35 protein-coding genes are annotated in these 25,854 nt (G+C 70.6%); 11 read left to right on the top strand and 24 right to left on the bottom strand.

All coding sequences use genetic code 11. The annotated features are described in order from the left end of the window. The first annotated feature begins 10 nt into the window (after nt 1-10). On the top strand, nt 11-817 hold the full coding sequence (locus BLW76_RS08625) for an HAD family hydrolase (protein WP_091305305.1): 807 nt from the start codon (nt 11-13) through the stop codon (nt 815-817). Here BLW76_RS08625 and BLW76_RS08620 read toward each other — a convergent pair. The 3 genes from BLW76_RS08620 to BLW76_RS08610 all read right to left on the bottom strand — a co-directional run bounded on the left by BLW76_RS08620 (nt 814) and on the right by BLW76_RS08610 (nt 2,799). Beyond that, nucleotides 814-1,365 (bottom strand): SRPBCC domain-containing protein, encoded by a 552-nt coding sequence (locus tag BLW76_RS08620; protein WP_091305304.1) that lies wholly within the window; start codon nt 1,363-1,365, stop codon nt 814-816. The genes BLW76_RS08625 and BLW76_RS08620 overlap by 4 nt on opposite strands. Beyond that, a complete protein-coding gene (locus tag BLW76_RS08615) occupies nt 1,362-1,985 on the bottom strand; it encodes a TetR/AcrR family transcriptional regulator (RefSeq protein WP_091305303.1) in 624 nt (207 codons plus the stop codon). The genes BLW76_RS08620 and BLW76_RS08615 overlap by 4 nt, the downstream gene beginning before the upstream one ends. Before the next feature lie 85 nt (nt 1,986-2,070). Continuing rightward, nucleotides 2,071-2,799, bottom strand: a complete 729-nt coding sequence (locus BLW76_RS08610; RefSeq protein ID WP_091305302.1) for a lysophospholipid acyltransferase family protein — start codon at nt 2,797-2,799, stop codon at nt 2,071-2,073. A 195-nt stretch (nt 2,800-2,994) separates the two neighbouring features. Here BLW76_RS08610 and BLW76_RS08605 point away from each other — a divergent pair, with 195 nt between their 5' ends. From BLW76_RS08605 to BLW76_RS08590, 4 genes are all read left to right on the top strand, one after another. After that, complete coding sequence (locus BLW76_RS08605; protein ID WP_091305301.1) at nt 2,995-3,921, top strand: tyrosine-type recombinase/integrase; 927 nt, start codon at nt 2,995-2,997, stop codon at nt 3,919-3,921. A 137-nt stretch (nt 3,922-4,058) separates the two neighbouring features. Beyond that, entirely contained in the window at nt 4,059-4,736 is a 678-nt protein-coding gene (locus BLW76_RS08600) for a zinc finger domain-containing protein (RefSeq protein ID WP_091305300.1), read from the top strand. After that, entirely contained in the window at nt 4,733-5,047 is a 315-nt protein-coding gene (locus tag BLW76_RS08595; protein ID WP_091305299.1) for a hypothetical protein, read from the top strand. Before BLW76_RS08600 ends, BLW76_RS08595 begins: the two co-directional genes overlap by 4 nt. Continuing rightward, entirely contained in the window at nt 5,044-5,304 is a 261-nt protein-coding gene (locus BLW76_RS08590; RefSeq protein ID WP_091305298.1) for a hypothetical protein, read from the top strand. The genes BLW76_RS08595 and BLW76_RS08590 overlap by 4 nt, the downstream gene beginning before the upstream one ends. A 45-nt stretch (nt 5,305-5,349) precedes the next feature. On the opposite strand, the gene BLW76_RS08585 is transcribed toward BLW76_RS08590, so the two are convergent. Both BLW76_RS08585 and BLW76_RS08580 read right to left on the bottom strand, forming a co-directional pair. Beyond that, nucleotides 5,350-5,541 (bottom strand): DUF397 domain-containing protein, encoded by a 192-nt coding sequence (locus BLW76_RS08585; protein ID WP_091305297.1) that lies wholly within the window; start codon nt 5,539-5,541, stop codon nt 5,350-5,352. An 11-nt stretch (nt 5,542-5,552) separates the two neighbouring features. Then, on the bottom strand, nt 5,553-6,455 hold the full coding sequence (locus BLW76_RS08580) for a helix-turn-helix domain-containing protein (protein ID WP_167384515.1): 903 nt from the start codon (nt 6,453-6,455) through the stop codon (nt 5,553-5,555). A 231-nt stretch (nt 6,456-6,686) separates the two neighbouring features. On the opposite strand from BLW76_RS08580, the gene BLW76_RS48350 reads away from it, so the two are divergent. From BLW76_RS48350 to BLW76_RS08565, 5 genes are all read left to right on the top strand, one after another. Further along, nucleotides 6,687-6,860, top strand: coding sequence for a hypothetical protein (locus BLW76_RS48350; RefSeq protein WP_167384514.1), 174 nt, complete (start codon nt 6,687-6,689; stop codon nt 6,858-6,860). After that, on the top strand, nt 6,860-7,111 hold the full coding sequence (locus BLW76_RS08575) for an HC3 family zinc finger protein (protein ID WP_091305295.1): 252 nt from the start codon (nt 6,860-6,862) through the stop codon (nt 7,109-7,111). The genes BLW76_RS48350 and BLW76_RS08575 overlap by 1 nt, the downstream gene beginning before the upstream one ends. Next, on the top strand, nt 7,108-7,275 hold the full coding sequence (locus BLW76_RS48345; RefSeq protein WP_167384513.1) for a hypothetical protein: 168 nt from the start codon (nt 7,108-7,110) through the stop codon (nt 7,273-7,275). Before BLW76_RS08575 ends, BLW76_RS48345 begins: the two co-directional genes overlap by 4 nt. Before the next feature lie 315 nt (nt 7,276-7,590). Next, nucleotides 7,591-7,908: a hypothetical protein gene (locus tag BLW76_RS08570; protein ID WP_091305294.1), complete on the top strand. Its 318-nt coding sequence runs from the start codon at nt 7,591-7,593 to the stop codon at nt 7,906-7,908. 59 nt (nt 7,909-7,967) lie between these two features. Further along, nucleotides 7,968-8,309 carry a hypothetical protein gene (locus tag BLW76_RS08565; protein ID WP_091305293.1) on the top strand — a complete coding sequence of 114 codons (342 nt, stop codon included), beginning with the start codon at nt 7,968-7,970 and terminating at the stop codon, nt 8,307-8,309. Between the two features lie 308 nt (nt 8,310-8,617). Here the strand turns inward: BLW76_RS08565 and BLW76_RS08560 are convergent, their stop codons facing one another. Together BLW76_RS08560 and BLW76_RS08555 are read right to left on the bottom strand one after the other, a co-directional pair. Further along, nucleotides 8,618-8,872, bottom strand: coding sequence for a hypothetical protein (locus BLW76_RS08560; protein ID WP_091305292.1), 255 nt, complete (start codon nt 8,870-8,872; stop codon nt 8,618-8,620). After that, nucleotides 8,865-9,185 (bottom strand): hypothetical protein, encoded by a 321-nt coding sequence (locus BLW76_RS08555; protein ID WP_091305291.1) that lies wholly within the window; start codon nt 9,183-9,185, stop codon nt 8,865-8,867. The genes BLW76_RS08560 and BLW76_RS08555 overlap by 8 nt, the downstream gene beginning before the upstream one ends. A 122-nt stretch (nt 9,186-9,307) precedes the next feature. Between BLW76_RS08555 and BLW76_RS08550 the strand changes: the two genes are divergently transcribed. Then, complete coding sequence (locus BLW76_RS08550; RefSeq protein ID WP_091305290.1) at nt 9,308-9,604, top strand: hypothetical protein; 297 nt, start codon at nt 9,308-9,310, stop codon at nt 9,602-9,604. Nucleotides 9,605-9,737: 133 nt separating this feature from the next. On the opposite strand, the gene BLW76_RS08545 is transcribed toward BLW76_RS08550, so the two are convergent. From BLW76_RS08545 to BLW76_RS08465, 17 genes are all read right to left on the bottom strand, one after another. Beyond that, nucleotides 9,738-10,031: a hypothetical protein gene (locus BLW76_RS08545; protein WP_091305289.1), complete on the bottom strand. Its 294-nt coding sequence runs from the start codon at nt 10,029-10,031 to the stop codon at nt 9,738-9,740. A 21-nt stretch (nt 10,032-10,052) separates the two neighbouring features. Further along, nucleotides 10,053-10,913, bottom strand: coding sequence for a glycoside hydrolase family 25 domain-containing protein (locus BLW76_RS49495; RefSeq protein WP_244170088.1), 861 nt, complete (start codon nt 10,911-10,913; stop codon nt 10,053-10,055). A gap of 8 nt (nt 10,914-10,921) precedes the next feature. After that, the gene (locus BLW76_RS08535) at nt 10,922-11,755 is read right to left on the bottom strand and encodes a collagen-like triple helix repeat-containing protein (protein WP_091305288.1); all 834 of its coding nucleotides are present in this window, start codon (nt 11,753-11,755) and stop codon (nt 10,922-10,924) included. Beyond that, complete coding sequence (locus BLW76_RS08530) at nt 11,752-12,090, bottom strand: hypothetical protein (RefSeq protein ID WP_143060551.1); 339 nt, start codon at nt 12,088-12,090, stop codon at nt 11,752-11,754. Before BLW76_RS08530 ends, BLW76_RS08535 begins: the two co-directional genes overlap by 4 nt. Before the next feature lie 36 nt (nt 12,091-12,126). Continuing rightward, a complete protein-coding gene (locus tag BLW76_RS08525) occupies nt 12,127-12,603 on the bottom strand; it encodes a hypothetical protein (RefSeq protein WP_091305286.1) in 477 nt (158 codons plus the stop codon). Between the two features lie 10 nt (nt 12,604-12,613). Then, nucleotides 12,614-15,811 carry a carbohydrate binding domain-containing protein gene (locus BLW76_RS08520; protein ID WP_091305285.1) on the bottom strand — a complete coding sequence of 1,066 codons (3,198 nt, stop codon included), beginning with the start codon at nt 15,809-15,811 and terminating at the stop codon, nt 12,614-12,616. Continuing rightward, nucleotides 15,808-17,964: a phage tail protein gene (locus BLW76_RS08515; RefSeq protein WP_091305284.1), complete on the bottom strand. Its 2,157-nt coding sequence runs from the start codon at nt 17,962-17,964 to the stop codon at nt 15,808-15,810. Before BLW76_RS08515 ends, BLW76_RS08520 begins: the two co-directional genes overlap by 4 nt. A gap of 169 nt (nt 17,965-18,133) precedes the next feature. Further along, entirely contained in the window at nt 18,134-18,565 is a 432-nt protein-coding gene (locus BLW76_RS08510; RefSeq protein ID WP_091305283.1) for a hypothetical protein, read from the bottom strand. Next, nucleotides 18,565-19,068 (bottom strand): hypothetical protein, encoded by a 504-nt coding sequence (locus BLW76_RS08505; protein ID WP_244170087.1) that lies wholly within the window; start codon nt 19,066-19,068, stop codon nt 18,565-18,567. The genes BLW76_RS08510 and BLW76_RS08505 overlap by 1 nt, the downstream gene beginning before the upstream one ends. After that, nucleotides 19,068-19,481: a hypothetical protein gene (locus BLW76_RS08500; protein WP_091305282.1), complete on the bottom strand. Its 414-nt coding sequence runs from the start codon at nt 19,479-19,481 to the stop codon at nt 19,068-19,070. Before BLW76_RS08500 ends, BLW76_RS08505 begins: the two co-directional genes overlap by 1 nt. A gap of 9 nt (nt 19,482-19,490) precedes the next feature. Beyond that, nucleotides 19,491-20,234, bottom strand: coding sequence for a hypothetical protein (locus BLW76_RS08495; protein WP_091305281.1), 744 nt, complete (start codon nt 20,232-20,234; stop codon nt 19,491-19,493). Nucleotides 20,235-20,249: 15 nt separating this feature from the next. Further along, nucleotides 20,250-20,699, bottom strand: a complete 450-nt coding sequence (locus BLW76_RS08490) for a hypothetical protein (RefSeq protein ID WP_091305280.1) — start codon at nt 20,697-20,699, stop codon at nt 20,250-20,252. Next, nucleotides 20,699-21,664, bottom strand: coding sequence for a hypothetical protein (locus BLW76_RS08485; protein WP_143060550.1), 966 nt, complete (start codon nt 21,662-21,664; stop codon nt 20,699-20,701). The genes BLW76_RS08490 and BLW76_RS08485 overlap by 1 nt, the downstream gene beginning before the upstream one ends. A gap of 4 nt (nt 21,665-21,668) precedes the next feature. After that, nucleotides 21,669-21,950, bottom strand: coding sequence for a hypothetical protein (locus tag BLW76_RS08480; protein ID WP_091305278.1), 282 nt, complete (start codon nt 21,948-21,950; stop codon nt 21,669-21,671). Beyond that, nucleotides 21,947-22,357 carry a hypothetical protein gene (locus BLW76_RS08475; protein ID WP_091305277.1) on the bottom strand — a complete coding sequence of 137 codons (411 nt, stop codon included), beginning with the start codon at nt 22,355-22,357 and terminating at the stop codon, nt 21,947-21,949. The genes BLW76_RS08480 and BLW76_RS08475 overlap by 4 nt, the downstream gene beginning before the upstream one ends. Nucleotides 22,358-22,496: 139 nt before the next feature. Beyond that, entirely contained in the window at nt 22,497-25,292 is a 2,796-nt protein-coding gene (locus BLW76_RS08470; RefSeq protein ID WP_091305276.1) for a phage major capsid protein, read from the bottom strand. Beyond that, complete coding sequence (locus BLW76_RS08465; protein ID WP_091305275.1) at nt 25,289-25,843, bottom strand: hypothetical protein; 555 nt, start codon at nt 25,841-25,843, stop codon at nt 25,289-25,291. Before BLW76_RS08465 ends, BLW76_RS08470 begins: the two co-directional genes overlap by 4 nt. Between the last annotated feature and the right edge of the window lie 11 nt (nt 25,844-25,854).

The following is a 25,854-nucleotide window of genomic DNA, read 5'->3' as shown; positions in this document are numbered from 1 at the left end:
GAGACCCCAGTTGATCGCGTCCGACGTCGACGGCACCCTGCTCGGCCCCTCCGAATCCCTGACCGGCCGCACGATCGCCGCCGTCCGCCGGGCGATCGACGGGGGCGTCCCGTTCGTGCTGGCCACCGGACGGCCGCCGCGCTGGATCGCGCCCGTGGCCGGGCCGCTCGAGCTGACCGGGTACGCGGTGTGCGCGAACGGCGCCGTCCTCTACGACTGCGGCCGCGAGGAGGTCGTGGCGGTGCACGGCCTGCTGCCGCCGGAGCTGCTCCACGACATCGCGCACGCGCTGGACAAGGCCCTGCCCGGCTGCCGGCTGGCCACCGAGCGCGTCAGCGTCGGAAAGGACGGCGCCGACCACGCGATGCGCAACTTCGTGATCGAGCCGGACTACCACAACCCGTGGGGCGACGGCGAAGGCCGCACCGCGCCGCGCGCCGAGGTCCTCGGCCACCCGGCGATCAAGCTGCTGGTCAGCCACCGCGGCATGTCGTCCGAGGAGATGGCCGACGCGGTGAACGCGCTGTTCGACCGGGACGTCGACGTCACGTACTCGTCGTCGGGCGGGCTGGTCGAGGTGTCCGCGCACGGGATCACCAAGGCGACCGGCCTGGCCGACGTCGCCGCCCGGCTGGACGTCGACCCCGGCCAGGTCATCGCGTTCGGCGACATGCCCAACGACGTCGAGATGCTCCGCTGGGCGGGCCACGGCGTCGCGATGCAGAACGGGCACCCGCAGCTGCTCGCGGTCGCCGACGAGGTCACCGGCCCGGCCGGCGAGGACGGTGTGGCACAGGTTCTCGAGCGCTGGTTCTAGCCCCGGTCGACCCGCTGGGCCAGCGCCTCGTTCATGGCGCCGAACTGCGGCAGCGTGTTGTCGTGCAGCTGGCCCCGGAAGAACGGCACCAGGACGCCCGAGAAGCGTTCGGTCTGGACGAGCCGGACCCGGCCGGGCCGCACCTGGTCGATCAGGAACGCGTGCTCGCCGTCGAACACCCCGCCCGGGCCGAGCTTGCCCAGCCAGCGCAGTTCACGGCCGGGCGTCGCGGCCAGCACGGTGGGCGTGAACGTGGTTTCCCCGGTGGCGTCGCGCATGGTGTTGGTCAGGGTGGCGCCGGCCGCGACCGTGCCGCTGGAGGCGACGATGAAGGGGTTCCATTCGTCGTACGCGTCCAGGTCGGCCAGCACCGCCCACACCTCGTCCGGCGTGGCGTCGATCTCGATCGAGGCGCTGAGGGTGTACGGAACGACGTTGGTCCAGACCGCGTACCCGGCGAGGGTGGCCAGCACCAGGGCCGCCACCACGAGCAGGCGCTTCCGTCTCGGCTTCTTGCTTTCCCGGGCCGGGTGCTCGGTGAGGGTCATCTCTGCTCCTTTGTGGACAGGGCGCCGTCGAGGGCGGCGCCGACGAGGCGTTCGAGGTAGTTGTCGCCGACCGGCGCGCCGGTGATGAGCACGCGGTAGTAGAGGGCGCCGGCCAGCTGGTCGAGCAGCAGCACCGGGTCGGTGCCCGCCCGCAGTTCGCCGCGCTCGGTGGCGCGTTCGACGAGTTCGACGGCGAGCCGGATCCGCCGCCGGTACAGGCCGCGCATGACCTCCCCGACGTCGGGGTGCCGGGCCGCGGCCGCCACGAGCTCCGCGACGATGCCGGCCGACGGGTCGGTGTCGTGCGCCGGCCGCCCGGCGCGGCGCACGCTGTCGAGCGCGCCGGCGATCTGCTTGAGGTAGGCGCTCAGGTCGGCACGCACGTCACCGGTGTCGGTGACCGGCACTTCCTGGTCGAGCATGTCGGCGTACACAGCGATGGCGAGGTGGTCCTTGGTCGGCCAGCGCCGGTAGAGCGTGGTCTTGGCCACCCCGGCGTGCCGGGCCACCTCGTCGATGGCCAGTCCGGCGTAGCCGGCGGTGAGCAGCGCCTGCCGGGCGGCCTGGAGGATACGCCGGTCCGCGTCGCTGTCGCGGGGCCGGCCGCGGGAGGTGTCCATGGGTTCCCCTATATACGATACTTGCGTTTCGTATATAGGTTAGCCGGATGTCGCGGATTTACGCAACTCCGGTTTCGGAAGTCCGCTAGTGGCGGTCGAACTCGGCCGCTTCGGCCGGGGTCGGCGCGGTGCCGCCGAGGTGCGCGGGCAGCCACCAGCGTTCCTCGTCGGACGCCGGCTGGTCGGGGTACTCGGCCTGGGCGCGGTCGAGCAGCGCGCTCATCCGGGTGCGCAGCTCCTTCGTGACGACGTCCCAGTCGTCACCCTTGGCCGGGTGCATCGGCTCGCCGATGAGGATCGAGATGGGCACGTGCCGCCGGGTCAGGTCCTTCGGACGGCCCTTCGTCCAGAGCCGCTGGGTGCCCCACAGCGCCATCGGGACCACCGGGACGTCGGCCGCCGCGGCCATCCGGACCGCGCCCGACTTGATCTCCTTGACCGTGAACGAGCGGCTGATCGTGGCCTCGGGGAACACGCCGACGACCTCGCCGGCCTGCAGCTTCCCGAGCGCCTCGCGGTAGGAGGCCAGCCCGGCGGACCGGTCGACGGAGATGTGGTGCATCCCGCGCATCAGCGGCCCGGCGATCCGGTTGTCGAAGATCTCCTTCTTCGCCATGAACCGCGTCAGCCGCTTGGCCGGGCGCGCGCCGAGGCCGCAGAAGATGAAGTCCAGGTAGCTGATGTGGTTGCACGCGATGACCGCGCCACCACGACGCGGGATGTGCTCCGCGCCCTCGACCCGGATGCGGTTGTCGAGTACCCGGAACATCGTCCGGGCCGCCGCGATCACGGGCGGGTAAACCAGGTCAGCCATCCGGCAAGGTTACGGGACCTTATGTGTTCCGGAGTCTGTCGCCCGTAGGTGAGTTTGCGCACGTCATCGACCTGACCGACCGGCTCGCTCGTCGTGCGCACGTTGATTCGGGCGTCGCCCGACCGGACGCGCCCACTCAAGCGATGGTGCGCCGTGTCGGCTAAACGGGCCAATCAGGAATGCGACGTTCGTCTTATGGATGACGGACTGATTGAGGAGCATCTCGACTACTTGCGCCGATGCGGCATGAGACAGAAGACGATCGACCATCGACGCGACAACGTGCGCCGCCTGGCTCGGCAGCTCGAGCTGTTGCGCGTGACAGGGGGCCTGCTGGCCGCCACATCGCGCGACCTGACTCGGTGGCAGAGCGGCCTGACCGTGAGCACGTCGAGCGTGCAGACGTACACCGGCCACACGCGAGCCTTCTACAGATGGCTGCGCAGCGCCCACCATCGTGACGACGATCCGGCTGCCGATCTCCCGATGCCCCGGCTGCCTCGGCGGAAACCCCATCCGATCCCTGAAAAGGATCTCGCGTTGGCGTTCCGCTGCGCCGACGCACGGATGCAGGTGTGGCTGGGTCTCGCCGGATGGTGCGGACTGCGCGCCGGCGAGATCGCTGGTCTCAACGACACCTCGCTGGTCGAGGTGGACGTCGACGAGGACGGTGACCCCACGAACACGCTTCTCCTGCGCGTCGATGGCAAGGGAGGCAAGGAACGCATCGTGCCGATCCCCGAAGCGATGCACCTGATGATTCGCAGCGTCGCGTGCCGCGGACGCTGGTTCCGAACGGCTACCGGGTTGCTGGCCACCGGCAACTACGTCAGCACCACGGCTTCCCAGTTCTTCACCGGCATCGGAATGCCGTACACGCTCCACTGGTGTCGGCACAGGTTCGGCACTCAGCACTACCGGTTATGCAAGGACATCCGCGCGACTCAAGAGTTGCTCGGGCACTCGAACCCGTCAACCACCGCGCTCTACGTCGAACTCGCGCAGCGAACGGCCGTCACGACGGTCAACCATCTGGGCAAGACGCTCCCCGTGCCTGGCGCAGACCTTCGGACGGTCGTACCCGACGAACCGTCCGACTACCGCCGGAAGCGCTCCGCATGAGCGACGGCCGCCGCAACCGTGGACCACCACCCGCCACCGACTTCGCAAGGGACGGCCGGGCGGCCGGGCGCAGAGTAGGCGCCCGGCCGCCTCACAACCGTAAACCACGACCCAACCAGCGAATGGATCTTCACCGAATGACCACCCACCAGCACAGCACCGACCCGGCCGACACCGCCCACCTGCATGCCGGCGACCGGATTACGCTCGAAGAGCTCGCCACGCACCTGTCAGCCGCCGCGGTCTGGCTACGTCAGCTCGGCATTGCCGCCGAGCGGCCGGCAGTTCCGGTCGAGTTCAACCAGCTCTGCGAGGAGCTCGGCACCGTGGGCAACCGCCTGGCCGGCCTCGCCGAGACCGTGGCCGAGGTCGACGCGATCATCACCGAAGAACGTCCGCTCGCCCGCACATTCGGCGGGACCGAGCCGTGGGGGTTCGCCGCCTACGGGGTCGACCCCACCCAGACGAAGTACGGCAAGCGGCTGTCCACGGTGCTCACCCACCACCAGATCAAGGCCCTCACGCGATCGGACGCGCCCTGGCGGGCCGACCACGCCGAACCCGGCGTCTCGTACCTCGACGGCCTCGATGGGCTTCCCGGCCTCGGCACGTGGGAGTCGAAGCGCGCTGCGGAACGCCGCGCGGCGGAGCGAGAGCAGCGCATCCGCGAGCAGACACGCAACGAGTCCTGCACGACGTGCGGCGCCCAGCCCGGCCGGGATTGCCAGACACGCACCGGCCGGCTCGCCGAGATGCCACACCAGGGACGCCGCCAATCGGCGGTCGCCACAATCGACCAGGACGGTGCGGCGTGACGACCGGTACTCACCGTGCGCCCGCGGTCCCTCGTGCCGAGCGCGGCCGGCACCGCGCGAAGACGGCGGACCAGCTGCTCGCCGAGTACCGGTGGTGGGCGATGGCCTGCGTGGCCCTGACCGTCTACGTGCTGCTGGTCCTGCCCGTGGAGTACTACGGGCGCGGGATGCGTGACCCCTGGTTCGTGTTCCCCGCCATCGGGGTCCTGCTGGTGTGGTGGGGCGTCATCACGAAGATGCTGCACACCTGGGACCGCCACGTCACGACACTGCGCCGCGCTCGACGCGCAGCGACGGCGGTGACCCGGTGAATTCCTTCACGACCGGCGACCCCGAGCCGGGACCGGACGTCAGCGTGCTCGTCAACGAGCAGGCCGGCCAGACCCGGTACCTCGCCCGCCTGCAGCACGGCTGGGTCTGGGTGAACAGCAAGCGCCAGCTCGACAACTCGAAGAAGGAGCGAACGCCCACGCCGCTGACGTGGGCGTTCGCCACCGGATCCGACGGGACACCGACCACACTTCGCACGCTCTCGGATGCCGAAACTGTCGAATGGCAGGCATCCTGATGTGGCCAGCGCCCCGGCACAAGTGACGTGTGCCGGGGCGCCAGGTCACCGCCGCAGGTGTTCGAGCAACGCCGCCCACGATGCCATTGGGACGTTCAGCTCGCCCGACGTCGGCGCTTTGCTGTCGCGCACACCGACACCCGGTGATGGTTCGAGGGCGACCTCGACGCACTGGTTGTTTTCGCCGCTGTGACTCGATTTCCTCCACTTCCTGCCGGTCCTATTAGGTACGATCATCCAGTCCCCTTTTACTGTGGCGCTTTGAGCGCCGTGATGGCACCGGCGATGGCCTCCTCTGTGGCGGCGGAGGTCATCGCCAGCCGTAGCAACGAATCCACCGCGTCGCGGTAGGCCGCTACGTCCTCATCCGCGTGCAGAATCTGCCCCGATCTACGGTTTTCCAAGAAAACCAGCGGGTACAGGTCCGTGTCCTCACGCGGCGAAATCAGACTGAAACTGCCCTCCAGACCCTCGTGCCAGTCCAGGCCATTGGGTACGATCCGCACGTCGATGTTGTCCCGTCGCATGATCTTCAGCAAGAACTCGAGCTGTTCGACCATCACGACGCGGCCGCCGATCATCTGGCGTAGCGCCGTTTCGTGGATCAGGGCGATCAGGGCGATCAGGTTGACCGGGTGCTCGCGCTCAGGACTCAGGACGCCCTGGCGACCCATCCGGGTCATGACGCGGATCGTGACTTCGCTGGGAGGCAGGGGATCGCCGCCGCCCACCATGATCGCGCGGGCATAGCGCTTCGTCTGCAGCAGGCCGGGGACGACACCGATGGTGTACGCGAAGATCTCCCGTGCGGCGTCCTCCGCCTCGACGATCATGGTGGTGTGCTGGCGCTGCTCCGGCAGCGTGTTGGCGTACCACGGCTGCTCGGTCTCGGCGCCTTCGAGCAACGCGAGGACTTCAGCCTTGTGGTCGCCGGTCATGCCGAGGTGATCGAGGATCCGCTCGGCCACCTCGGCGCTCGGTACCGCCTTGCCCGTCTCGATCTTCGAGAGGCGGCTCGGATCCATGCCCAATTGAGCGGCAACGGCGCGCAACGACGGCTTCTTCTCCAGGGCCTCGCGTGCTTCACGGACCGCGCTGCCGAAGGTGCGGGCCTTCGGAGTACCGGCTATGCGACGTGGGCTGCTCACCATGCCACAGAGCATAGGGGGGACTAACAAGCCGAAAGGAGGGTCACTCGATCAGGCCATTGCGGTGAACTGTGACCGACGTAGACTCTGTGGACGTCAACACCGACCACACTCGGACACACTCCCTCTGCTGCGGTCGGCACCATCGACCGGCTGGGGGTCAGCATGACGCGAGGGTGGCCGTACGAGAGAAGGCCGATCAGGGCAACCGACCCGATCGGCAAGGACGTCGAGGTGAGCGTGGGATTCGTACACGACCAGCACGGCCGGTTGAGGCTCGCGCTCGGCATCGGCGACGGCCCCACCGCCCTGCTCAGCGTGAGCTTCGGCCTCGGCGCCACCGCGATCGAACTCATGAGCCAGCTGCACTACGCCGTCGGCGACCTGCTCAAGCGAGGCGGCTCCTGATGACCGCTCTGCTCTACCTCGACCTTGAGCACATGTTCCCCGTCGTGCAGGGCGTCCGACACCGGAGCATCTTCGCTCGAGTGCCTGACCCCGGCACCGAGGTGCGGATGTTGTGCGGCCTGGTCGCGGTCGCCGAGTACGCCGACGCAGCCAAACGCAACACCCACGGCGTGCAGACCCTCTGCTGGGGCTGCGACGCCGAATACCGGCGCCAGCAGGGCATCCCGAGCCGAACCTCGAGGCAGCGATGACCGAGCCTGAGGAGCGCCGCCCCGCGCGCTACTACGAGGACCGCTTCCGGTACACGCCGGGCGGGCGCCGGCTGACCGAGCTGACCGACGACGACCTGATCGCCTACGACCCGAGCCGAGCACCCAAGCCCGAACCGCTACCGCCCGGACCTCCGCCGGAGTAACCGGACCCCTAGACAGCCTGGCCGCCGCGTTGACCTGACGGGACGCGGCGGCCAGGTCCCCACTCCGCGGACTCAGCTCTCTCAGGCGGGGGCAGCTGGGTGATCGCGGAGGCCGCCCGCCAGGGGGCGGCCACCCCTGCCGGGGCCCCCGCCCTCGAGGGCTCCGGCAGGCCTAGCACCGCCCGCCGCCTCTCCCCAGGTTCCCACCATTGGGCGGCGGGCGGGCCTCAGACCGCGCCCGAGTGACGCCGGCGCGGAGCCGGGCCCCGGCGGGACCGGGGCCCGGCGCACCGACCACGAAAGGAAGGCGCTGCTGTGCGCATCCGAGCCATCGTGTTCACCACCGTGAATGCCAAGGACAAGCCCCAGCTCGATCAGGCCTGGGACTACGAAGCCGCCAAGGGCAACATCGAGGCCGTGCGCCAGGCGCTCACCGACGTACTCATGGCCGGCACCGCCACGTACGAGTCCAACGCCACGTACCGCGCTGCGATCGTCGATATCGAGGTGCCGGACGACCAGTTGCTGCGGCTGCTCAACTACGCCACGCCGACCGTGCCCGGCGCCGTGGTCGAGAACTTCGGCGCCGAGCAGCCCGAGCCGGAGTCGCGCCCGGCCACGGAAGGGCCGTAACAGCCGCGCCGGCCGGAGCGACTCCTGACCCGCACCCGCACCCATCCCGAGGGGGACCCATGCGCCGAATCGTTCTGCCCGTCCTCGCCGCGCTCTGCGCCGTCGCCGCGGCCAGCTGCAGCAGCGACACACCGCCCGATCCGAAGACGGAGTGGACGGGCGCGATGAAGCAGGCCGGCTTCGTGCCGAACGCACCGCACACCTACGACGAGATGTTCGAGGCAGCGAAGCAGTTCTGCGGCGCCGGCTCGGCGTTGACGATCACCGGCCTGGCGCGCACTGTGCTGAACCCCGAGCAGGCCGACACGACGGCGATGCCGGCGCGCGGGAAGGACCCGGACCAGGCCGCGGCCGCCTACGGCGACGCGACGTGGAAGTGGGCGTGCGGCCACCAGCAGTAGGCACGGCGATGACGAAGGCCTCCGCACCCTGGGTGCGGAGGCCTTCGTCATGGGGCCGGCGGCGGCTCGCTGTCCGCCTGGCCGTCGTCGTCGCCGGGGGCGGTAGATCACGTCGTTGTAGTCGGTGAGGAGGCCGTGGTACGCCACGGTTCGGTGGCCGTTGGTCTCGACGATGTAGTAGCGGTCGTCGGTGATCTGCGCGGTCTTCATGACGTTGGGGTGGAAGTGGTGGTCGGCGACGATCTCCGAGATCGTGCCGGTCAGCTGGGAGCGCAGCTTCGTGCCGACAGGGAGTCGGTTCGTCCCGCTCACGATCGGCCGGCTTCCGGGTACCAGGCGCCGGTGGCGATCTCGATTTCCAGGACGTCGGGGTGCTGGCGCAGCTCGTCGAACTGCTTGAGCTCGGCCGAGCGGACGGCCCGAGCGAACCCACGGGCAGCGATGGCTGCCGTGACGATCGAGGTCTGCAGCTGCAGAAGGGCCGCCCTACGCCGCATCCCGAACGCCCGCATGTGGTCGGCCAGGTCCTGCAGTTCCTCGGGTGTCGGGTTGCGGTCAGCCACGGCGAGCCGCCTTCCGCTCGACGGCCTTCGCGTCGCGGCGGGCCATGAGGGCGAAGTGCTGGTCGACCTCTTTCTGTTCGTCGGCCGTCTGTGCGACCCGGACCAGCCAGGCGTCGAGCGTGGGCCGGGTGATGCCGAGCTCGGCCGCGGTGGCCGTCTTCTCGAGGCCGAGCCGTGTGGCGATCGCCGCGTCGATGCGGCGCGCCCGCTCGGCGAGAAGCAGTTCTTTCTTGGCCTTCGTGACCCGCCGAGCGGCGTGCTGCAGCAGCTGGATGATGTCGTTCTCGCTGTACGCGTCAGTTTCGGTACCCACGGCTTACTCCCTCGACTCGGACGTAAACCGACTTTACATCCAACAGGTGAACCTGTAAAGCCGCTTTACGTCTGCCCATTCCGGGATGTAAAGTGGCTTTACACCAATCAGGGAGGAACACCATGAACGACCGCCACATCATCGCCCGAACCGTCACCGCCCGAGCCGACGGCCAGCTGGCCGATGACGCCCTGCTGATCCACAACGCCGCGGTGAACTACGGGCACGACGAGATGGCCGCCGACACGCTGGCCCAGTACGAGAACTCGATCGGCAACCTGTACCTCGACGCGGTCGCCGAGGCCGCCGCCGCCGGTGTCCAGCTCGACATGGCCACGGCGCCGGGCCCCCGCTGCCCGAGACACCCCTACTACCTGGACAGGTCGCACGGCGGCTGGGGCTGCCCGATCTGCCTCTGACCCGGACGGCCCCGACCACCCGGCCGGGGCACCCACCGGGCCCGCACGCACGAAGGCCCCCGCACCCGGTCAGGGTGCGGGGGCCTTCCGCCGTCCCGAGGGGGTGAGGGGACGGCTGCCTGTGCGCGCCGGCTTAGCCGGCGTAGTCCGCCGGCGGGTGGTCGTCGGGCAGCACACCAGGCCCGGACACCACCGGCGGCGGCACCGCCGGCCCGAGCGGGCGCGGGGTGTGCTTCGCCCACCAGGCCGCGGCGAACGTCAGCAGGCCGGTGACGGCCGTTTCGACGATGGCGGACACCCAGTCCGGGACGACGCCGTGGAAGACGTACAGGGCCAGCAGGGACAGCACGCCGGCGGTCAGCGTGGCCGCCGCCGTGCCGGCCTTCACTTTCGTCTCGACCGGCGCGGTGCCGTCAGGATTTGTCATGGTTCTGTCCTCTTTCCTTCGTCAGGCGCCCGCGGCCGGCGCGCTGCCGAGCACAGCGCGCAGCGCGTCGATGGTGGCCTGGGCGTTCTCCTCCGGTGTGCCGGGCGCGCTGCCCGCCAGCGCCGTGGTGATGGCCGCGGTGATGGTGGGGTCGAGGGCCTTCGCCAGCGCGGCTTCGTCGACGTCGCCGCCCTTGAGCACCAGCTGCGTGAGCTGGGTGACGGTGGCCGTGAGCGCGTCGAGCTTCTTGACCAGCTGAAAGGTGTCGAACTTGACGTAGGCGAGCATCTTCCCCGGCGCGAGCCAGTCCTTCGGGTTGATCTCGTCCTGCACGATCGCCGGCATCGTCCAGATGTCGCGGACGTCCTTCTCCTGCACGTCTTCCTCCTGCGCGTTGTTGGTGTCCACACCGGGCCAGTGGTCGGCCACGCTGTTGATGTCCACGCCGCGGTAGTTCGCGGTGTGCTGCTTGGCGACGCAGCCGAGCTCAGCCCACCCGGCGCCCCAGTCCGGGTCGTTGTCGTACCGGGCCACCCAGTAGTGCGGCTGCGCGACGCCCTGGCGCACGAATTCCGCGCGCACCGCGGGCCACGTCGAGAGGTTCATGTAGACGGTCGGGTCCGCGCCGGCCGCGCGCCGCATCCGGACCCAGCCGGGCGCCTCGGCCGGGGTGGCGTCGCCGGGCTCGACGTCGAGGACGTGCCCGAAGTTGCTCGACGCCTTCTTGACGATCTCGACCTTGACCGCGTCCGGGAACAGGGCCCAGTCGTTCGGGCTCCAGGGCGCGAGCTTGATCCGGTCGACGTAGCCGGCCACCATCTCCGGCGTCCGGTCGTGGTTCAGGATGTTCCGGGCCGTGACCGCGTCGTACATGGTGCGCATGGCTCACCTCATTTCAGGGGGATGGGCGGCGCCGGCGTGGTGCTCGGCGGCGGGGTGGTCGGGTAGGTCGCGACGACGCAGCTGTAGACGTCGGCGGTGCCGCCGTCCTCGGTGCGGACGGTCAGCTGGGCGAAGGTCCCGCCGCGCGGGCAGAGGGCGTCGGGGTGGTCGCGCAGGTAGTCGGCGAAGGCCTGCTGGATCTCCTCGGTGGTCGGGGTGTGCCCGTCCTCGCCGCGGTCGCCCTTGTCGCCCTTCGGGCCCTGCTCGCCGTCCTTGCCGGGCTCACCGGTCTGGCCGGTCTCGCCCTTCGGGCCGGGCGGCGGCGGGTTGGTGGCCAGGTAGCCGGCCAGGGCGGTGCTGATCTGCAGCGGCGTCGGGCCGGGCGCCTGGATCGGGTTGGCGGCGACGTAGCGGGCGACGGCCTGGCCGAGCTCGGCGGCGGTCGGGTGCAGGTTGGGCAGCGACGCGAGCACCCGCGCGGTCGCGGCCGAGACGATGACCTCGGTGTCGGCGGCCTGGCCCGGCTGAGGGATCGGCACGGTCGCCTGCCCGCGCGCCGCGAGCTGCTGGTTCGCCTTGTCGCCGGAGGCCTTCGCCTCCCGGGCCTGGGTGCTCAGCACGCTGACCGCGGCGTCGGTCGCGGCCTGCTGGTCCGACAGCCCGGACACCGCCCACACGACGAACAGCGACACCGCCAGCGATACCGCGGCCATCGCCGCGACCAGCCGCGGCCAGTACCGGTGCATCACGACGCTGCGCGCTTCGGCGGCCGCGGTCTCGGCGGCACCTTCGCGCACGAGGGCCAGGCCCTCGTCGAGCTGCTCGTCACGCTCACGGGTCATGGCAGTCTCCCGTCCCAGCCCCGCCGGTAGAGCTCGGCTTCGAGCTTGCCCATTCGCTTCCGCAGCCGGACCAGTTCCTGTTCGGCTTCGTCGAGGTCGGCCTGCGTCGCGGCGCGCCACTCCCGCAGGATCGCTTCACCGGCCGAGGCCTTCTCCAGGGCGGGCGCCGGATCGGCCGGCTTCCCGCTCCCGCTGATGCGGCCCTTGGCTTTCTCGACCCACACCGGCCCGCGCGCGGCCACGTACGCGACCAGCACGGTGACCAGGAATCCCGCGACATAGACCCACCACGGCGACCCGGGCGGAGGCGTCGGCGCGTCAGCAGCAAGGGACACCGCACCCCCTTCGAGTCCACATCGGACACAACCCGGTCAGTTCCCCAGCCGGTACACCGAAACACCGCTCACCAGGTCGGAGGCACCCTCCCGGGTGGCGTTCGCGCCGGGGCTGGAATAGCCGTAGCAGCGGAAGTTCCCGCCCGCACCCAGCTTCATCGACACCGTGCACGTGATGTTCAGCGAGCCGCCAGGGTCGCTGGACTTGGTCCACGTCTGGGTGGTGCCGGACCCGGCGACGAAGCAGTAGTGCCCGCCGGCCGCGGTGGCGGAGAGCCGCAGCGCCAGCGTGATCAGGTACTCGCCGCCGATGCCGACGGTGAACACCCCGGCCGCCACCGAGATCCCGGAGTTGATCTGCCCGGACGTGCCGGTGTACGGCGTCCAGTTGTTGATCAGCGTCGGGGTGCCCAGCGCGAGGTCCGCGCTGATCGTCCACTTGCCCTGTTCGTACCCGCCGCAGGCCCTGTTGATCAGGTCCGCGGTCGCGTCGTCACCGGCGAGAAAACCCACAATTCCCCCTCTACAGAGCCAAAGTCGCGGGACGGGCCAGCCCGATCGCGGTGCCGGCGGCTTGTGCCTTGACGACCCGGTTCACGCTGCGGGTGACGGTGAAGCGCTGCGGGCCGGTGACGGACAGGTCGTCGAGGTAGAAGATCTGCCCGGCGGCCGGCGTGCCGGACAGCAGCGGGATCAGCTGCGCCTGCGCCGCCCCGGCCGGGGCGGTGTAGGTGTTGGTGAACTGGGTCCAGGTCGCCGCCGAGGCGCTCCCGGCGACCAGTGACGTGGAGATGAACCCGCCCGTCGAGGTCAGCCAGTTCACCGCGAGGGCGAAGTTGCCGACGACGGCGTTGGTGAACCAGGCCCAGCCGGACACCGTCAGCGGCATGCCGGCCACCACCGGGATCAGCTCGCTGCCCATGCTGACGGTGCCGGCCGCGCCGGTCGGCACCAGCCGGGCCGCGAACGAGCCGCTGTGTTTCTGGGTGCCGGACTGGGTGAACGACGACGTCCCCGAGCTGCCCCACGGCCCGAGCCCCGTTTCAAAGCCGGTGTTGGACAGCATCTCGTTGGCGACCGCGGTGGCCGAGACCTGCTCGCCGCCGACCTCGAGCGTGATCGGCATCGCGGCCGGGTTGGTGGTCCACTGCTGCCCCGACGGGGAGGCGACCACCAGGCTGGTCGCGCTCGAGGTCGCCGCGGCCGCCAGGACGCTGTCGCCGCTGTCCCACTTGGACCCCGCCGTGTCGAACCGCAGCACCTGGTACGGGCTTTCCGGGGCGCAGTTGAACGTGATCTGGTGGCGGTACTGGCCGATCCGTTCGGTGTAGCCGCGGGCCAGCAGCGACAGGGTGTCGGGGCTGATCTCGATCTTGGGGTTCGTGATCGTGATCCGGTCGTCGAGGTTGACCGCCAGCGCCGCCAGCGCGCGCGCCTGGTCGACCCGGGCCAGCGCGGCCAGGTCGACCGTCAGCGACGCGTAGCGGGCTTCGTCGACGGTGCCCAGGTGCACCAGCCACGCCGCGGCGTCCGGGGTCTGGGTGTCGTTGGCCAGGTTCAGCGTGACCGCGTCGTCGTAGCGGCCGGCACCGGCGCCGTCTGAGGGGGCGGTGACCGCCATCGGGCCGGTGGTCTGGATCACCTCGTACGAGCTGCCGTTCTTGCGGGTGACGGTGACGTCGTTGCGGGTGAACTGGTCGTCCTCGATCGGCGCGAACGGCGGCGCGACGTGCCCGGCCGTCGGGTAGTCGAGGGCGAGGACGACGGGCTGGTTGTACAGCGAGCCGCGGCCGCGGCGCCACAACCCCAGCACGCTGCGGGACTCGTACAAGCTGCCCATGTCCGCGGCGACCGCCTCGTCCATCACGTCGGTCAGGTTCGACTGCGCTTGCACACCCAGCTGCGCACTCGCAATCTGCGGGTTGCGGGTGTCCTGAATCGGGATGCTGTTCTCCGCGCACAGCCGCCCGATCCGTGCTCCGGCGGTTTCGCCGGTGTAGGCGGTGAACTGTCCGCCGAGGGTGAAGATCGACGTAATGTTGTTGCGCAGCGCCACATGCCCGATCGCCGACGATGCCACCTGCGTGTAGGGCGAGATCGTCACCCGCAGCGGCGCACCGATCGTCCGGCCGGCCGCTGTCCCGCCCAGCACGAAGCCGCCGGGGGCGCCGACAACCCACCACGCGAACTCGTAGTTGATGTCCGCGCCGGCCTGGGTCAGTTGCACCGACGCCAGCAGCGGCTGCCCTGGCAGCACGCCGGCGCCCAAGACCCCGCTCGTGTGGACCAGAACACGGGCCTGGTCGTAGAACTTGTACTGCACGCCGCCTGAGGCTGCGATGTAGGACACGTCGAGGAACCCGGCGGTGCCGGTCATCTGGATCTGCGCGAACGTCGCCTGGTCGGTTTCGCCGCTGCCTGGCACCGACAGCAGGAACATCAGCTGGATCTGCCCGGTCGCCGCGGCACCTGCAATCGGTGGCCCGGTCCACCGGCCGGTGGCCGGCTTGCCGATCGGCGCCGAGCCGGGGAACGAGGAGTCCGACGCGAACTGACCGGCGGCGTTCGAGATGAGCATCGGCGCGCCGCCGATGCCGGAGGCGATCTGCTGCGCGTTGGCGCCTTCCTCGACCGGGTAGTACGCCAGGTGCGGCGGGCTGATCGTCTGGTTGCCGCGCCGGTAGGGCGAGCGCAGCGGGGTCTGCCCCTGCCCGAGGCGGCGGCGGATCCCGGACGCGGTGACCGTCGTCCAGATGTTCTTCCCGGACAGGTCCCACTTCGGCGGCCACTTGGACACCTCGCCGGCGAAGCGCGGTACCCGCACCTCGATCGCCGAGTGCGAGATCACCGGCCGCGCGCCGTTGGTGTTGCCCGCACTGACTCCGGAGCGCACACCGACCCAGCCGGGCGCCCGCCGGAACAGGCGATCGGACCGGCCGTCGACGGCCCAGCCGTAGGGCTCCGGCTGCCCGGCGACCCACACCTTCGCGCGGATGTTCTGCGCGTCCACCTGCGCGCGCACCCGCAGCGCCTGCCCGGAGAACGTCAGGCCCGGCACCGTCGTGTCGGCGACGACCACGGCGCCGTCGGTGTACACGATGCTCATCACGACCGACTGGGTAGCCGTGACCCGGGTGACGACCTTGATGTAGTCCGTTGTGGACAGAGCACTCAGCGCGATGACCGACAGATCGATGGAGTCGCCGGTGACGGTGGCGAACCCGACGCTGACGGTCTCGGAGACGTCGACGTCGTTGTAGGCCTGCGAACCCAGGTACGCCAGCCGGTAGCCGTTGGGCGGCACCGCCATCGTGGCCACGCCGCCGCCGACGTTGAAGTCCGAGGCAAGCAGGTCGGTGACACCCACGGTCGTGTAGGTGCCGCCGACGTCGGCGGCACCCCATCCGTTGGACACGGTGCGTGCGGTGCTGTCCTTGGCGGTACGCACCGCGACTCGCAGCGGCGTGTTGCGGCCCAGCCCGTTCGGCCCGTAGTACGGCGACATGGGGTTGCGGGGGCTGTACTTGCCGTCCCGGTTGTTCAGCCGCAGCGTGCACGTCTGCGGCGGCGGGTCGCCGCTCTCGTTCGGCCGGCCGCGCGTGATCACGATGTCGGTTTTCTCGGCGACCTGGACGTCCGGGAAGATGTCGATCCAGCCGCCGAGCGCGAAGGCCTCGACCGTCACGTCGCGCGGCGCGAGGGGGAACACCGGCGCGGTCATCCGCTGAACACCGCCACCACGTCACCGCCGCGGGCGCGGACTTCCTCCTGGAGGATCTCCAGCAGCTTGCCGCCGACCGTGCCGCTCTCGGAGACGAACCGGACCTCGACGACCTGGCGGCCGCCGCCCGCGGCGCCGCCGAAGCCGCCGCTCCCGCCGGCGCCGGTCACGCCGATGGTGCCGCCGAGCGCGCCGCCGGCCGCGCTGGCGATCTCGCCGCCGATGCCGCCGATGAACCCGCGCACCGCGCCGAACCCGTCGACCAGGGAGGCGTGGAAGCCGCCCATGATGGCCTGCCCGGCGGGCTGCAGCAGCGTGCGGTCGTAGGACAGCGGGCCCTTGTGCGCGGCGATCCAGGACCCGATTCCGCCGACGAAGTCGGTCACGGCGCCCCAGGCGGCTTTCAGGCCGCGTAGGAAGCCGTCGATGATGGCCCGGCCCGCGCGCACCAGCAGGCCGCCGAGATCGCCGAGAGCGTCGGTGATCCGGCCCGGGATGGACCGCACGAACCCGACGGCGTCGTTGAGTTTGATCGCGATCCAGTCCTTCACGGACTGGAACCAGGCGGAGAACTTGCCCGGCAGGGAACCGAACCACGCGAGGATGCCCTTGATGGCGTCGACCGCCCAGCCGATCGCGGCCTTCACCGCCTCCCAGGCCGGCCCCACGTGCGCGGTCAGCCAGTTGATCGCCGCACCCAGGGTGCTCGTCTGGATGGTCGCCAGATCGGCGATCCGCTGCGCGATCCACCCGATGGCCGGCGCCAGGAGGTTGAGCAGCCACGCCGCCAGCTGGGCCACCAGGGTGAGGATCGGGGTCAGCGCGACGACCAGCTGCACGATCGGTGGCAGCAGGCTCACGATGGGCGGCAGCAGCTGCACCAGCACGCCGATCAACGCGGAGAAGACGGGCTGCAGGGCGGTGAGGATCTGCAGGATCGCCGTGCCCAGGGTGGCGGCGAGCTGGCCGAGGGTGGGCAGCAGCGGCATGATCGCCGCGGCCAGCTGGCGCAGCGCGTCGCCCAGCGCCGAGGAGATCAGCCCGGCGATCTGGCTGACGATCGGCAGCAGCTGCAGCAGGATCGGGGCCAGGGCGCCGGCCAGCTGCGCGGCGACGTCGGCGATCACCGGCACCAGCGGCATGATCGGCGAGAGCAGGCTGATGAACGCGGGGATCAACGGCGTCACGGCGCCGAGGATCTGGGTCAGGGCGGGCAGCAGGCTGCCGGTCAGCAGCCCGCCGAGCTGGCTGAACAGGTCAGTCAAGGCCGGGCCGGCCGCGGCGAACGCGCCGACCAGCGCATCGGCCAGTGGCTGCACGGCCTGCGCGACCGACACCAGCACCGGGGCCAGGGACTGGATCACCGGGATCAGCGCGCCCGCCAGCCCGTCGATCAGGGTGGAGATCACCGGCAGGATCGCCTGCAGGATCGGGCCGCCGGCCTGGGCCAGGGTGGCCAGCACCGCGCCGACCGTGCCGAGGGTGTCGGCCAGGAACGGCCCGAGCGCCGAGAACGCCGCACCGGCCGCGTCGGCCGCGACCGACAGGTTCGCGAACAGCTGCCCGATGCCTTCGCCCGCTCCGGCGAGCAGGTCGGCCAGGCCGTCGAACACCGGCCCGGCGGCCTTGACCGCGGTGAGGAAACCGGGCATCGCGTTGACCGCGAACCCCGTGACCCCCTCGGTCAGGGTGGTCAGGTAGGGGCCGATGGTGGAGAAGATCTGCCCGATCTGCGGGGCGATCTGGTCGAACGTCTTGCGCAGCTCACCGGCGATCCCGACGAACGTGGACACCAGCGGCTGCGCCGCTTTCGTCAGCGTGTCCGTGACGTGCGTACCGAGCGAGGTGAACGAATTCTTCACGGCCGCGTTCTCGGCCAGCAGTTTCGCGCCGATCCCCGCGAACACCAGCGGCAGCGCCGCCAGCCCGCCGCCGGCCGCCAGCGACGCCGCCGAGGCAACACCGCCGAACATCGCAAAACCCTTGGTCAGGGAAGCAATTCCCGCCAGGTTGTCCCTCGCCTGGTTCGCCGTCGCGTCACCGACCGCGCGCAGCACCGCCGCGGTCGCGACCGCGTCGCGGCGGATCTCGGCGAAGACTTTGCTGACGTTCTCTCGGCCGAGGATGTTGAAAAGCAGGGAGGTGTCAGACACGCGAAACACCTCCCCCGCTATTCATTTGTTTTCCCGAATTCAGCGCGGCGCAGCTATTGCTGCTTCCGCGCCTCAAGCGTTTCCTTGACGTACTGGATCGCCGCGCGCAGCTCAGGAACGGTGAGCAGCTCCCGCTGCTCCCACGGTCTGATGTGGAGCAGCTCGGAAATCAGGAGGCAGAACTCTTCGCGCTCGGCTTGGAGCGGGCTTTTCCCGCCGGCTCTTCGCCGTCCTCACGCAGCTTGGCGATCCGCTGGTCCAGGAAGTCCCGGGCCGCCTCGCGCCGGTCGTCGGGGATGTTGGGCGCGTCCTCCAGGCCCTCGCGCAGCTCGACCAGCTCGTCGACGGTGTGCTCGGCCTTCATCTCCCCGGCGGCGAAGTCGACGTCGTCGAGCCGCAGCGTGGGGTGGTCCTTGCGGAGCAGGAACCACAGCAGCACCCGCCGCGCCCGCATCCGGCCGGCCAGCAGCTGCATCTGGAATTCGTCCCAGGTCGCGTCGGCCCGGCCCTCGATCAGCTCGGCATCCCGGGCCCGGACCAGCTTCGGGTCCCAGTCCCACGTCTGCTCGTCGCCGTCGGCCGGCGTGTAGATGATCTTCACTAGTGCACCCTCCTCGCCACCCGACGGGCGGCCTCTTTGACCACGTCCTCCATCGCCGAGCGGAACTCCTTCTTCCGCGCGGCGATGGTGTCGTCGAACCAGCCCGGCTTGCCGAGCTGGAACTGCTCGGGCTCTTCCCCGAACGTCTGGTGGTGCCAGCCCGCCGCCGAATTGAACCGGCGCGGCGCGTGCGTGAAGCCGCGCGTCGAGCTGGTTTCCTTCGCGACGATCCGCGCGCCGACGGCCTTGCCGTTGAGCTTCGCGACGACCTGCACCTTCTGCGAGATCGCCGAGCGGATGCTGCGGCCGGGGTGGCCGCGGCCGCTGCTGGGCGCCTGCCGGATCGCGCCGCGCACCTGCTGCCGCACCGGTCCCGCGGCGCGGCGCAGCTGCTTGACGATGTCGCGCTTGATCTCCTTGCCGTCCTCGACCGAGCGCAGCGCCCGCGCCATCTCCAGCAGCTTGCGCTCGGGCTGAGACAGGTCCAGCGCGACGCCGGTCACTAGACCACCGCGCGCGCCACCGCGCCCGAGGTCGGCCACTCGACGTCGACTTCGAGGATCTTGCCGACGTCACCGGAGATGGGCGTCCACTTGGAAATCAGGACGCTGCCGGTGTACTTCGGGTTCGACGCGCCGACCGCGGCCTGGGACACCCGCAGCTCGAACGGCACCACCGTGCCCAGCAGCGGCCACATGATCGAATCCAGCTCCGTGGCGGTGACGCTCTGCTTGAACTTCACCTTCATCGAGCCGGACTTCAGCCCGCCGACGTTCTCCTCCCAGCCGCCGGACCCGAAGGTGGTGCCGTCTTCGGCGGCGACCTCGATCGGGAGCTCGGCGGTGCAGCCGTACTGCGAGAGGTCTGTGCTGTTGACGTTCACGTACGCCGCCAGCAGAACGGTTTTGGTACCCATGGTTTCTCCTTACGCGGCAATGCCGAAAGCGACGACGAACAGAAAGCTCGGTGTGGTGCCGGAGATCGTCCACTTCGGACGCCACCAGGTGTCCGTGAACGGGCCCGGCACCCGCAGGATCTGCCCGCCCAGCGCCGTCGCGGCCGCGAACGTCAGCCGGGTCGTCGGCGCACCGAACGTGTTGTCCGGGGCGGACTCGATCGCCACGGTGATCGTGGGCGTCGCGGTGCCGGCGATCGAGAGCACGTGCAACGCGGCGTACAGCTGCTTGCCCGCCGCGACGGCGCCGAGCTGCGCCCCGGCGCCGGTGCCCGTCGCGGTGCGCGCGGTGCCGGGGTCGTGGCCGATCTGCCCGCGCACGACGGGCCAGGCCCCCTTCGCCTTCGCCGACCACGGCACGACCTTGCCGACGTCGGCACCCAGGACGGAGTACTCGCCGTCGAACGCCTTGGTGAAGTAGGCCACCGTGCCCGGCGTCGCGCCGCCCGGCGTGATCGACCAGGCGGACAGGCCGCCGAGCGCGGCCCAGCGGTTGTCGTCCACCTTGGACGGGTCGCCGGCTTCCCACTGGCCTTCGCCGCTGATCTCCGAGCTGGCCAGCCCGGCGGTGACTTCGGTCCAGCCGCCGGAGCCGAAGTTGGTGACGTCCTCGGCGGCGACCTCCGGGTCGATGGAGATCTTGTTACTGGCGCTGGTGAGGTCCGCGCCGCCGGTGAAGATCCGTGCGTTCGTCAGCACGAGTTTGTTGCCCATGTGCCAGGCCGCCTTTCAGCTCAGCTCGGACTGGACGGTCACGGAGTAGGTGAGGATCGCCCACACGCCGTCGTCGTCGAGGTTGGGTTCCAGCTCGCCCGACTCGACGAACACGACCTGGAACGCCCCACCGAGGGTCGGATCCGCGGCGATGAGGTCCTCGAGCACACCGCCGATCTCGACGGCCCGCGTGTCCGCGGCGTGCTGGTCGCTGTCGATCCGCTTGGCCCCGACGTACAGCGACACCGTGGCGATTTCGGTCCGCGGCTGCCGCCCGCCGGCCACGCGGAAGGTCGAGTAGTCGTGGTCGAACCGCACCCGTCCGAAGTAGACGTGGTCGCGCTCCAGTTGCCGCGGGAACTGGTAGCTCACCTGCACGCCTGCGAGCGGTTCGCCGGCGCCTGCCTGTCCTGCGAGCAGGTCGAACAGCGCCTTCTTCGCCGCGACCGCGGCGGTGCCGGCCATCAGCGCACCCCGCCGTGAAACATGCTCAGGTACTGCGGGTCGTAGTTCAGCTGCCGCGACGCCGGCGCACCGCCCGAGCCGCCCGGGCTGCCGTCCTCGGCGCCGAGCCCGTACCGGGCGTACACCGCGTCGACGTCCGGGATCCCGGTCGAGCGTCGCTTCGGCAGGGTCAGCCGGTAGGTGCCGCCGTCCACCGACGTGAACGACGTCGCGCGGTCCGGGACCATCGTCCGGTGCTTGTTCGCCAGGGCACGCAGCCGCACCAGCGCGGCCTCGCGCAGTGGCTGCGGCGGGGCGTCGAGCCCGTAGACGTAGCCGAGGTCGACGTTGCCGACGCCTTCGGGCCAGAACGCCACGTCGGTGCGGCGCAGCATGCCGTCCGACGTCACGGCCAGCGCGGCGAGCTCGGCTTCGGTGAAGGGCACCCGCGGCAGCCCGGCACGCTGGGACGCCGCGGCCGACAGGATCGTCCGGACATCCGGACGGCCCAGCAGGACGTCGCTGGTGCCCGTGCCGTCGAGGGTCTCCTGCCAGTACCGCGGCACGAACGCGCGGCCGCAGATGTCCTCACACTCGATCTCGGTTTCCAGCCGCGCCGCAACCAGGACCGGGGTCGGGTACTTCTCGGTGTCGGCCAGCTGGGAGTCGGCCGCGCGGATGTAGGGGATGGTGAAGAACACCCCGCCGGCGACCTCGACCAGCTCGGCCGCGGACGTGGCGAAGCCGCCGACGGTGGCCGCCCAGGTGACGGTCAGCCGCGTCACCGCGGACTGCGGCGGCAGCACGAACGTGTAGGTGCCCGTGCTGCCGTGCACCGCGGTGCCGCTGACGACCGTCGCGCCGGCCGGGTCCTTGACCGTGACGGTGACGTCCCCGGCCGCGTCGGTCGGGGTGTCCTCGTTGACCAGGAACACGTGCTGCAGCGTGACCGCCTGGCCGACCGTCACCCGGGTTGTCTGGTCCACCAGCTCAGCCCACCCACACCGCGCCGACAACGGCGCCGGTCGCCTGCAGGTACAGGCCGTTCGCGCAGCGCACCCCGTCCGGCGCGCTGACGTGGCCGCTGCCGTTCGCGGCGAGCACCACCGTGGCCACGACCGTGCCGGACGCCGCGGACGCGTTGTCGAACAGGTCGACGATGTTCGCCGCGCCGGAGGTGTCGCGCAGCGACAGGCCGCGAAGCGTGCACGGCGTCGGCGACACCGCGCCGGACGCCGTGACACTCCGGGCCGACGCCTGGGCCGTGCTCATCCGCGCACTCGCAGGGCCACCTGCAGCAGCCCGGCCGGGATCGCCAGGCCCGTGCCCGAGTGCGCGATGGTCGCGGTGAGCACGTCACCCGCGGCCGGCTGCAGGTCCGACGCCGTCGAGGACAGCGCCATCGTCTCCGGGACGTTGGCGACGCTGTTGGTCGCGGCGTAGGACCGCGCGGTCGCCGGCTGCACCGCCCCGGCGCCGGCCGCGCCGCGGTTGCGGAACGCCAGCGTGGCGAAGTTCGTGGCGTTGGCCGTGACCGCGGCGCCGGGCACCCACCGCACAGACGTGATGGTCGCGGCGAACGGCACGATCAGGCACGGCTGCTCCAGCGCCGTACCGGCCGCGGTGGGCGGGATCTCGAACGTGAAGACGAGATCGCCGCTCAGTTCCTTGTACTGCATGGGTTTCTCCCTGCTCAAGGGTGGTAAGGGTGCGGCCGCACCCGGCCCCGTCCAGGCACCTGCTGCGGTGCCGGCTGCGTAGGGGCCTGGTGCGGCCGCGATTCACTCGGTGGGTGCGTCCAGAAAGGAGGGACGGTGCTCAGCTGTTGCCGCGGTAGAGGCCGCGGTGGTCGAGCACGGCGCCGGAGTAGATGTGCCTCACCTTGTACGTCAGCTTGTCCGCGTTGAACATGCTGCCGACCGTCTGGTCGGCCTGGGTGAACAGCTCCGGGTCCTGCTTGCCGTTGTAAAACCCGATCTCGATCGTCGGGACCATGTTCGGGTCGGCCGAGAGGAACCACCCCGTCGCCGAGGTCCAGTAGTCGATGACGATCGGCTGCAGGCCCTGGTGGATGTTCGGGGTGTCGGTCGGGCCCGCCGGCGTCGCCGGGATCGCGACCGCCGAGGTGCACAGCTGGAACGCCAGTTCCTCGAGGTCGCTCGGCACGATCAGCGTCTTGGGCACGATCGAGAGCACGTTCGAGCTGTCGCCGTAGGCGGCCTGCTTGCGCATCTTGCGCCGCCCCACCGACAGGTTCGTCTGCGACAGCGCGTTCGCGTCGGTGTTCGCGTGGGTGGCGTGGAACAGCGCGACCGCGTCGTAGGAGGTGGCCGCGTTGTTGACGAAGAAGTCCCAGACGAACCGGTAGAGCGTCTGCGCCGCGGCCAGGCCGAGCTTCGACGGGATCCGCTGGATCGCCCGGATGTCGTCGTTGGCGATCATCTCCAGCGTGACGTCCTCGGTGCCACCGCGCTTGGTGACGGCGTAGTTCGCCTCTTCGTTCGTGGGCGAGGTCAGCGGCTGGTACGGCGCGCCCTGGGCGACGGTCGGCAGCACGCCGTACCCGCCGATCCGCTCGATCCGCTGGGTGCGGAAGTCGTTCACCGTCATGATCGACACGATGGCGCGCCAGGTCTGCAGCGACGGCTGCGCGTACTCGGCGACCATGCGCCGGGTGATCGAGTCACCCAGCACCAGGTTCCACGTCGTGGAGTCCATCGACTCGGTGCGGCGCACCGCCGAGTCGTAGCCGCCGTTCATCCCGCCGAACGACTCGCGCAGGATCGTGCGGGCGAACTCCTCGTCGAACGCCCGCGGCCGGGCGCCGGTGAAGTCCACGAAGGCCTCCCGGAAGGACCGGTAGCCCTTCTGGGTGTCGCCGGCGAAGAACGCGTCGAGCGCGTCGATCTTCTTCTGCCGCGACTCCTGGGTGACCTCGACCGAGTGCGACGGCGCCAGGTCGGCCCGCTCGAAGATCGCCGCGGCGGACTTGATCGACGCGATCGCGCCGTCGACGGCCGACTCGGTGATCCGGTCCGGCAGCGTGCCGGTGACCGACTCGACGACCTGGTCGACCATGGTGGCCGGGAACGCGTCGGCGACCTTCTGGCGGATCAGCAGCTTGCCGAGGAACGAGGACTTCGGCTGCGCCTCGACGGCTTCGGTCGCCTGCTCGGTGCCCGCGGCCGCGGTCGTCGCGGCTTCGGTCTGGGTGGTGGTGTCCGCCTTGCGCAGGCCGACCGCGGAGAGCATCTCCGGAGTCGCGTCCTTGAGCGCGGCGAGCACATCAGCAGTCGTGGTGCCCACGGTGCTCTCCTTCGTGCTCTCCCCCGCAGGCACCGTGCCCGCCGGGTCGTTCGTGATTCCGCCGGCGACCATGCGCGTCGCGTGGCCGCCGGCGGCGGGGTCGGCGACCAGGTCCGCCGAGTTGACCTTCTCGATCGACGTCGCCTCACGGACGCGCGTCGCGCCCTCGGTGACCGACTTGAAGTAGCCGACGACGTCGTGGCTGAACCCGACCAGCGGGGCCAGGCCCTCGGCCTGCAGCGCCAGACTCGCGTCGAGCGCTTCGGCCGCGGCCTTCGCCGAGGGCAGCAGGTACAGGTCGGAGTCGATCCCGCCGTCGACGGCCTCCGGGGCCCGGCAGTAGCCGATCAGCCCGGCCGTCGTCGACGTGCGCAGCTCCTCCTCGGTGCGGTGGTGGTCGTAGACCTTCGCCCCGTCGTAGAGCGGCGCCGCCGCCTCCAGCACCGACTGCGGGTAGCGGGTCCCGTTGCGGCTGTCGCCGGTGTTGATCACCCGGATCCGGAAGATCCGGTTCCCGGCCGCGTCGGTCCCCTTGGCCTCCAGCAGCCGCCCGGGCACCGACTCGGTGACCGCCGTCGCCGCCCCCTGCGCGGCGTCGTCGTCCTCGGCGCCGCCGTCGACGGACGTGGCCGGCGCGTACGTGCGCACGACCTCGGCCGGCTCGCCGAGCTCGACCTCGGTGCCGTTGACGGTGTACGTGCACTGGAACAGCGCGCACTCCGAACCGCTCGGGCCCTCGATCGAGTACACGACCTCGGCCGCGGACATGTCCGCGATCCACACCCAGCGGTAGAACCCGTCGTCGGAATCGGCACTGACCCGCGCGCGCACCGCGGCGCGCACGCGCTCCTGCAGGTCGGTGAACGACATAGTGCCGGAGATCCAGGCCTCGGCGGCCTTGTCGCTGATCTCGATCCCCAGCTTCTTCGCCGCGGCCTTGATCTTCGCCTTGATCTGCTGCAGCTGCTTCGCCTTGTACGGCGCGGCGTTGTCGGGGTCGTTGATGTACGACCACGCCGCCTTCACGCGCCGGGTGGTGTCGAGCGGGTAGCGCTTCTTCCCGTCCTTCTGCCAGCCCGGGTCGGCGTACTCGACGTCACCGGTCGCCTTCGCCGGCGCTGCAGTCGCTTCGGTCACCCGCTCCGGCTGCCCGGGCACGAACACGTGCTGGCACTGCGGGCACGTCACCGACTTCACGGCGGCCCCTTCCTCGTTGATCGGCTCGCCCCGGAACGCGGCCGTCGCGCGCGCCTGCGCGCACGCACCGCATCCCGGGTCCGAGCACACCGGCGGCGGGTGCTCGTTCACGCCTGCGCGACCTTCTCCAGCGCCGCGACGACCGTCGACCGCGGACCACCGGAGCGCTCCTTCTCGGCCTCCAGCGCGCGGGCCGCGCGGTCGGAGTCGTCGCCGACCCACGCCAGCAGGTCGTCCTTGTTCGCGTCCGGCACCGGGTCCTCGTCGCCGTCGCTGCTGTTCTCGTTCGGCGGCAGGCCGCCCGCTTCGGGGTTCGGCACCGGCGCCGACGGCGTCGGGCCCTGGCCGCCGTTCTCCAGCGCCTGGCGGGCGCGCTCGGCGATCTCGGCGGCGTTCGGGTCCAGGTCGCTGCCCTCGGCCGTCTTCGCCGGATCCGCGTCCTCGGCCGCGTCGGCCAGCTCCTCGAGCTCGCCGCCCTCGTCGACACCCAGCTTCGCGGCATCCTCGGCGGTCAGCAGCTTCGCCTCACCCTCCTCGGTGACGAGCGTGTGCTGCCCGTCGTGGGTGGTGACGACGTGGTAGTCGCCGACCTCGGCCACGGCCAGCACCTCGTGCGGGGCCATCCCCATCACCTGGGCGGCCTCGTCGATGGACCAGGACATGTGTTCCTCCA

This window comes from Amycolatopsis tolypomycina (assembly GCF_900105945.1).
In the GTDB taxonomy this organism is placed as follows: Bacteria; Actinomycetota; Actinomycetes; order Mycobacteriales; family Pseudonocardiaceae; genus Amycolatopsis; species Amycolatopsis tolypomycina.
The sequence above is the reverse complement of the archived record's forward strand: the minus strand, read 5'-3'. Positions and strand labels throughout refer to the sequence as shown.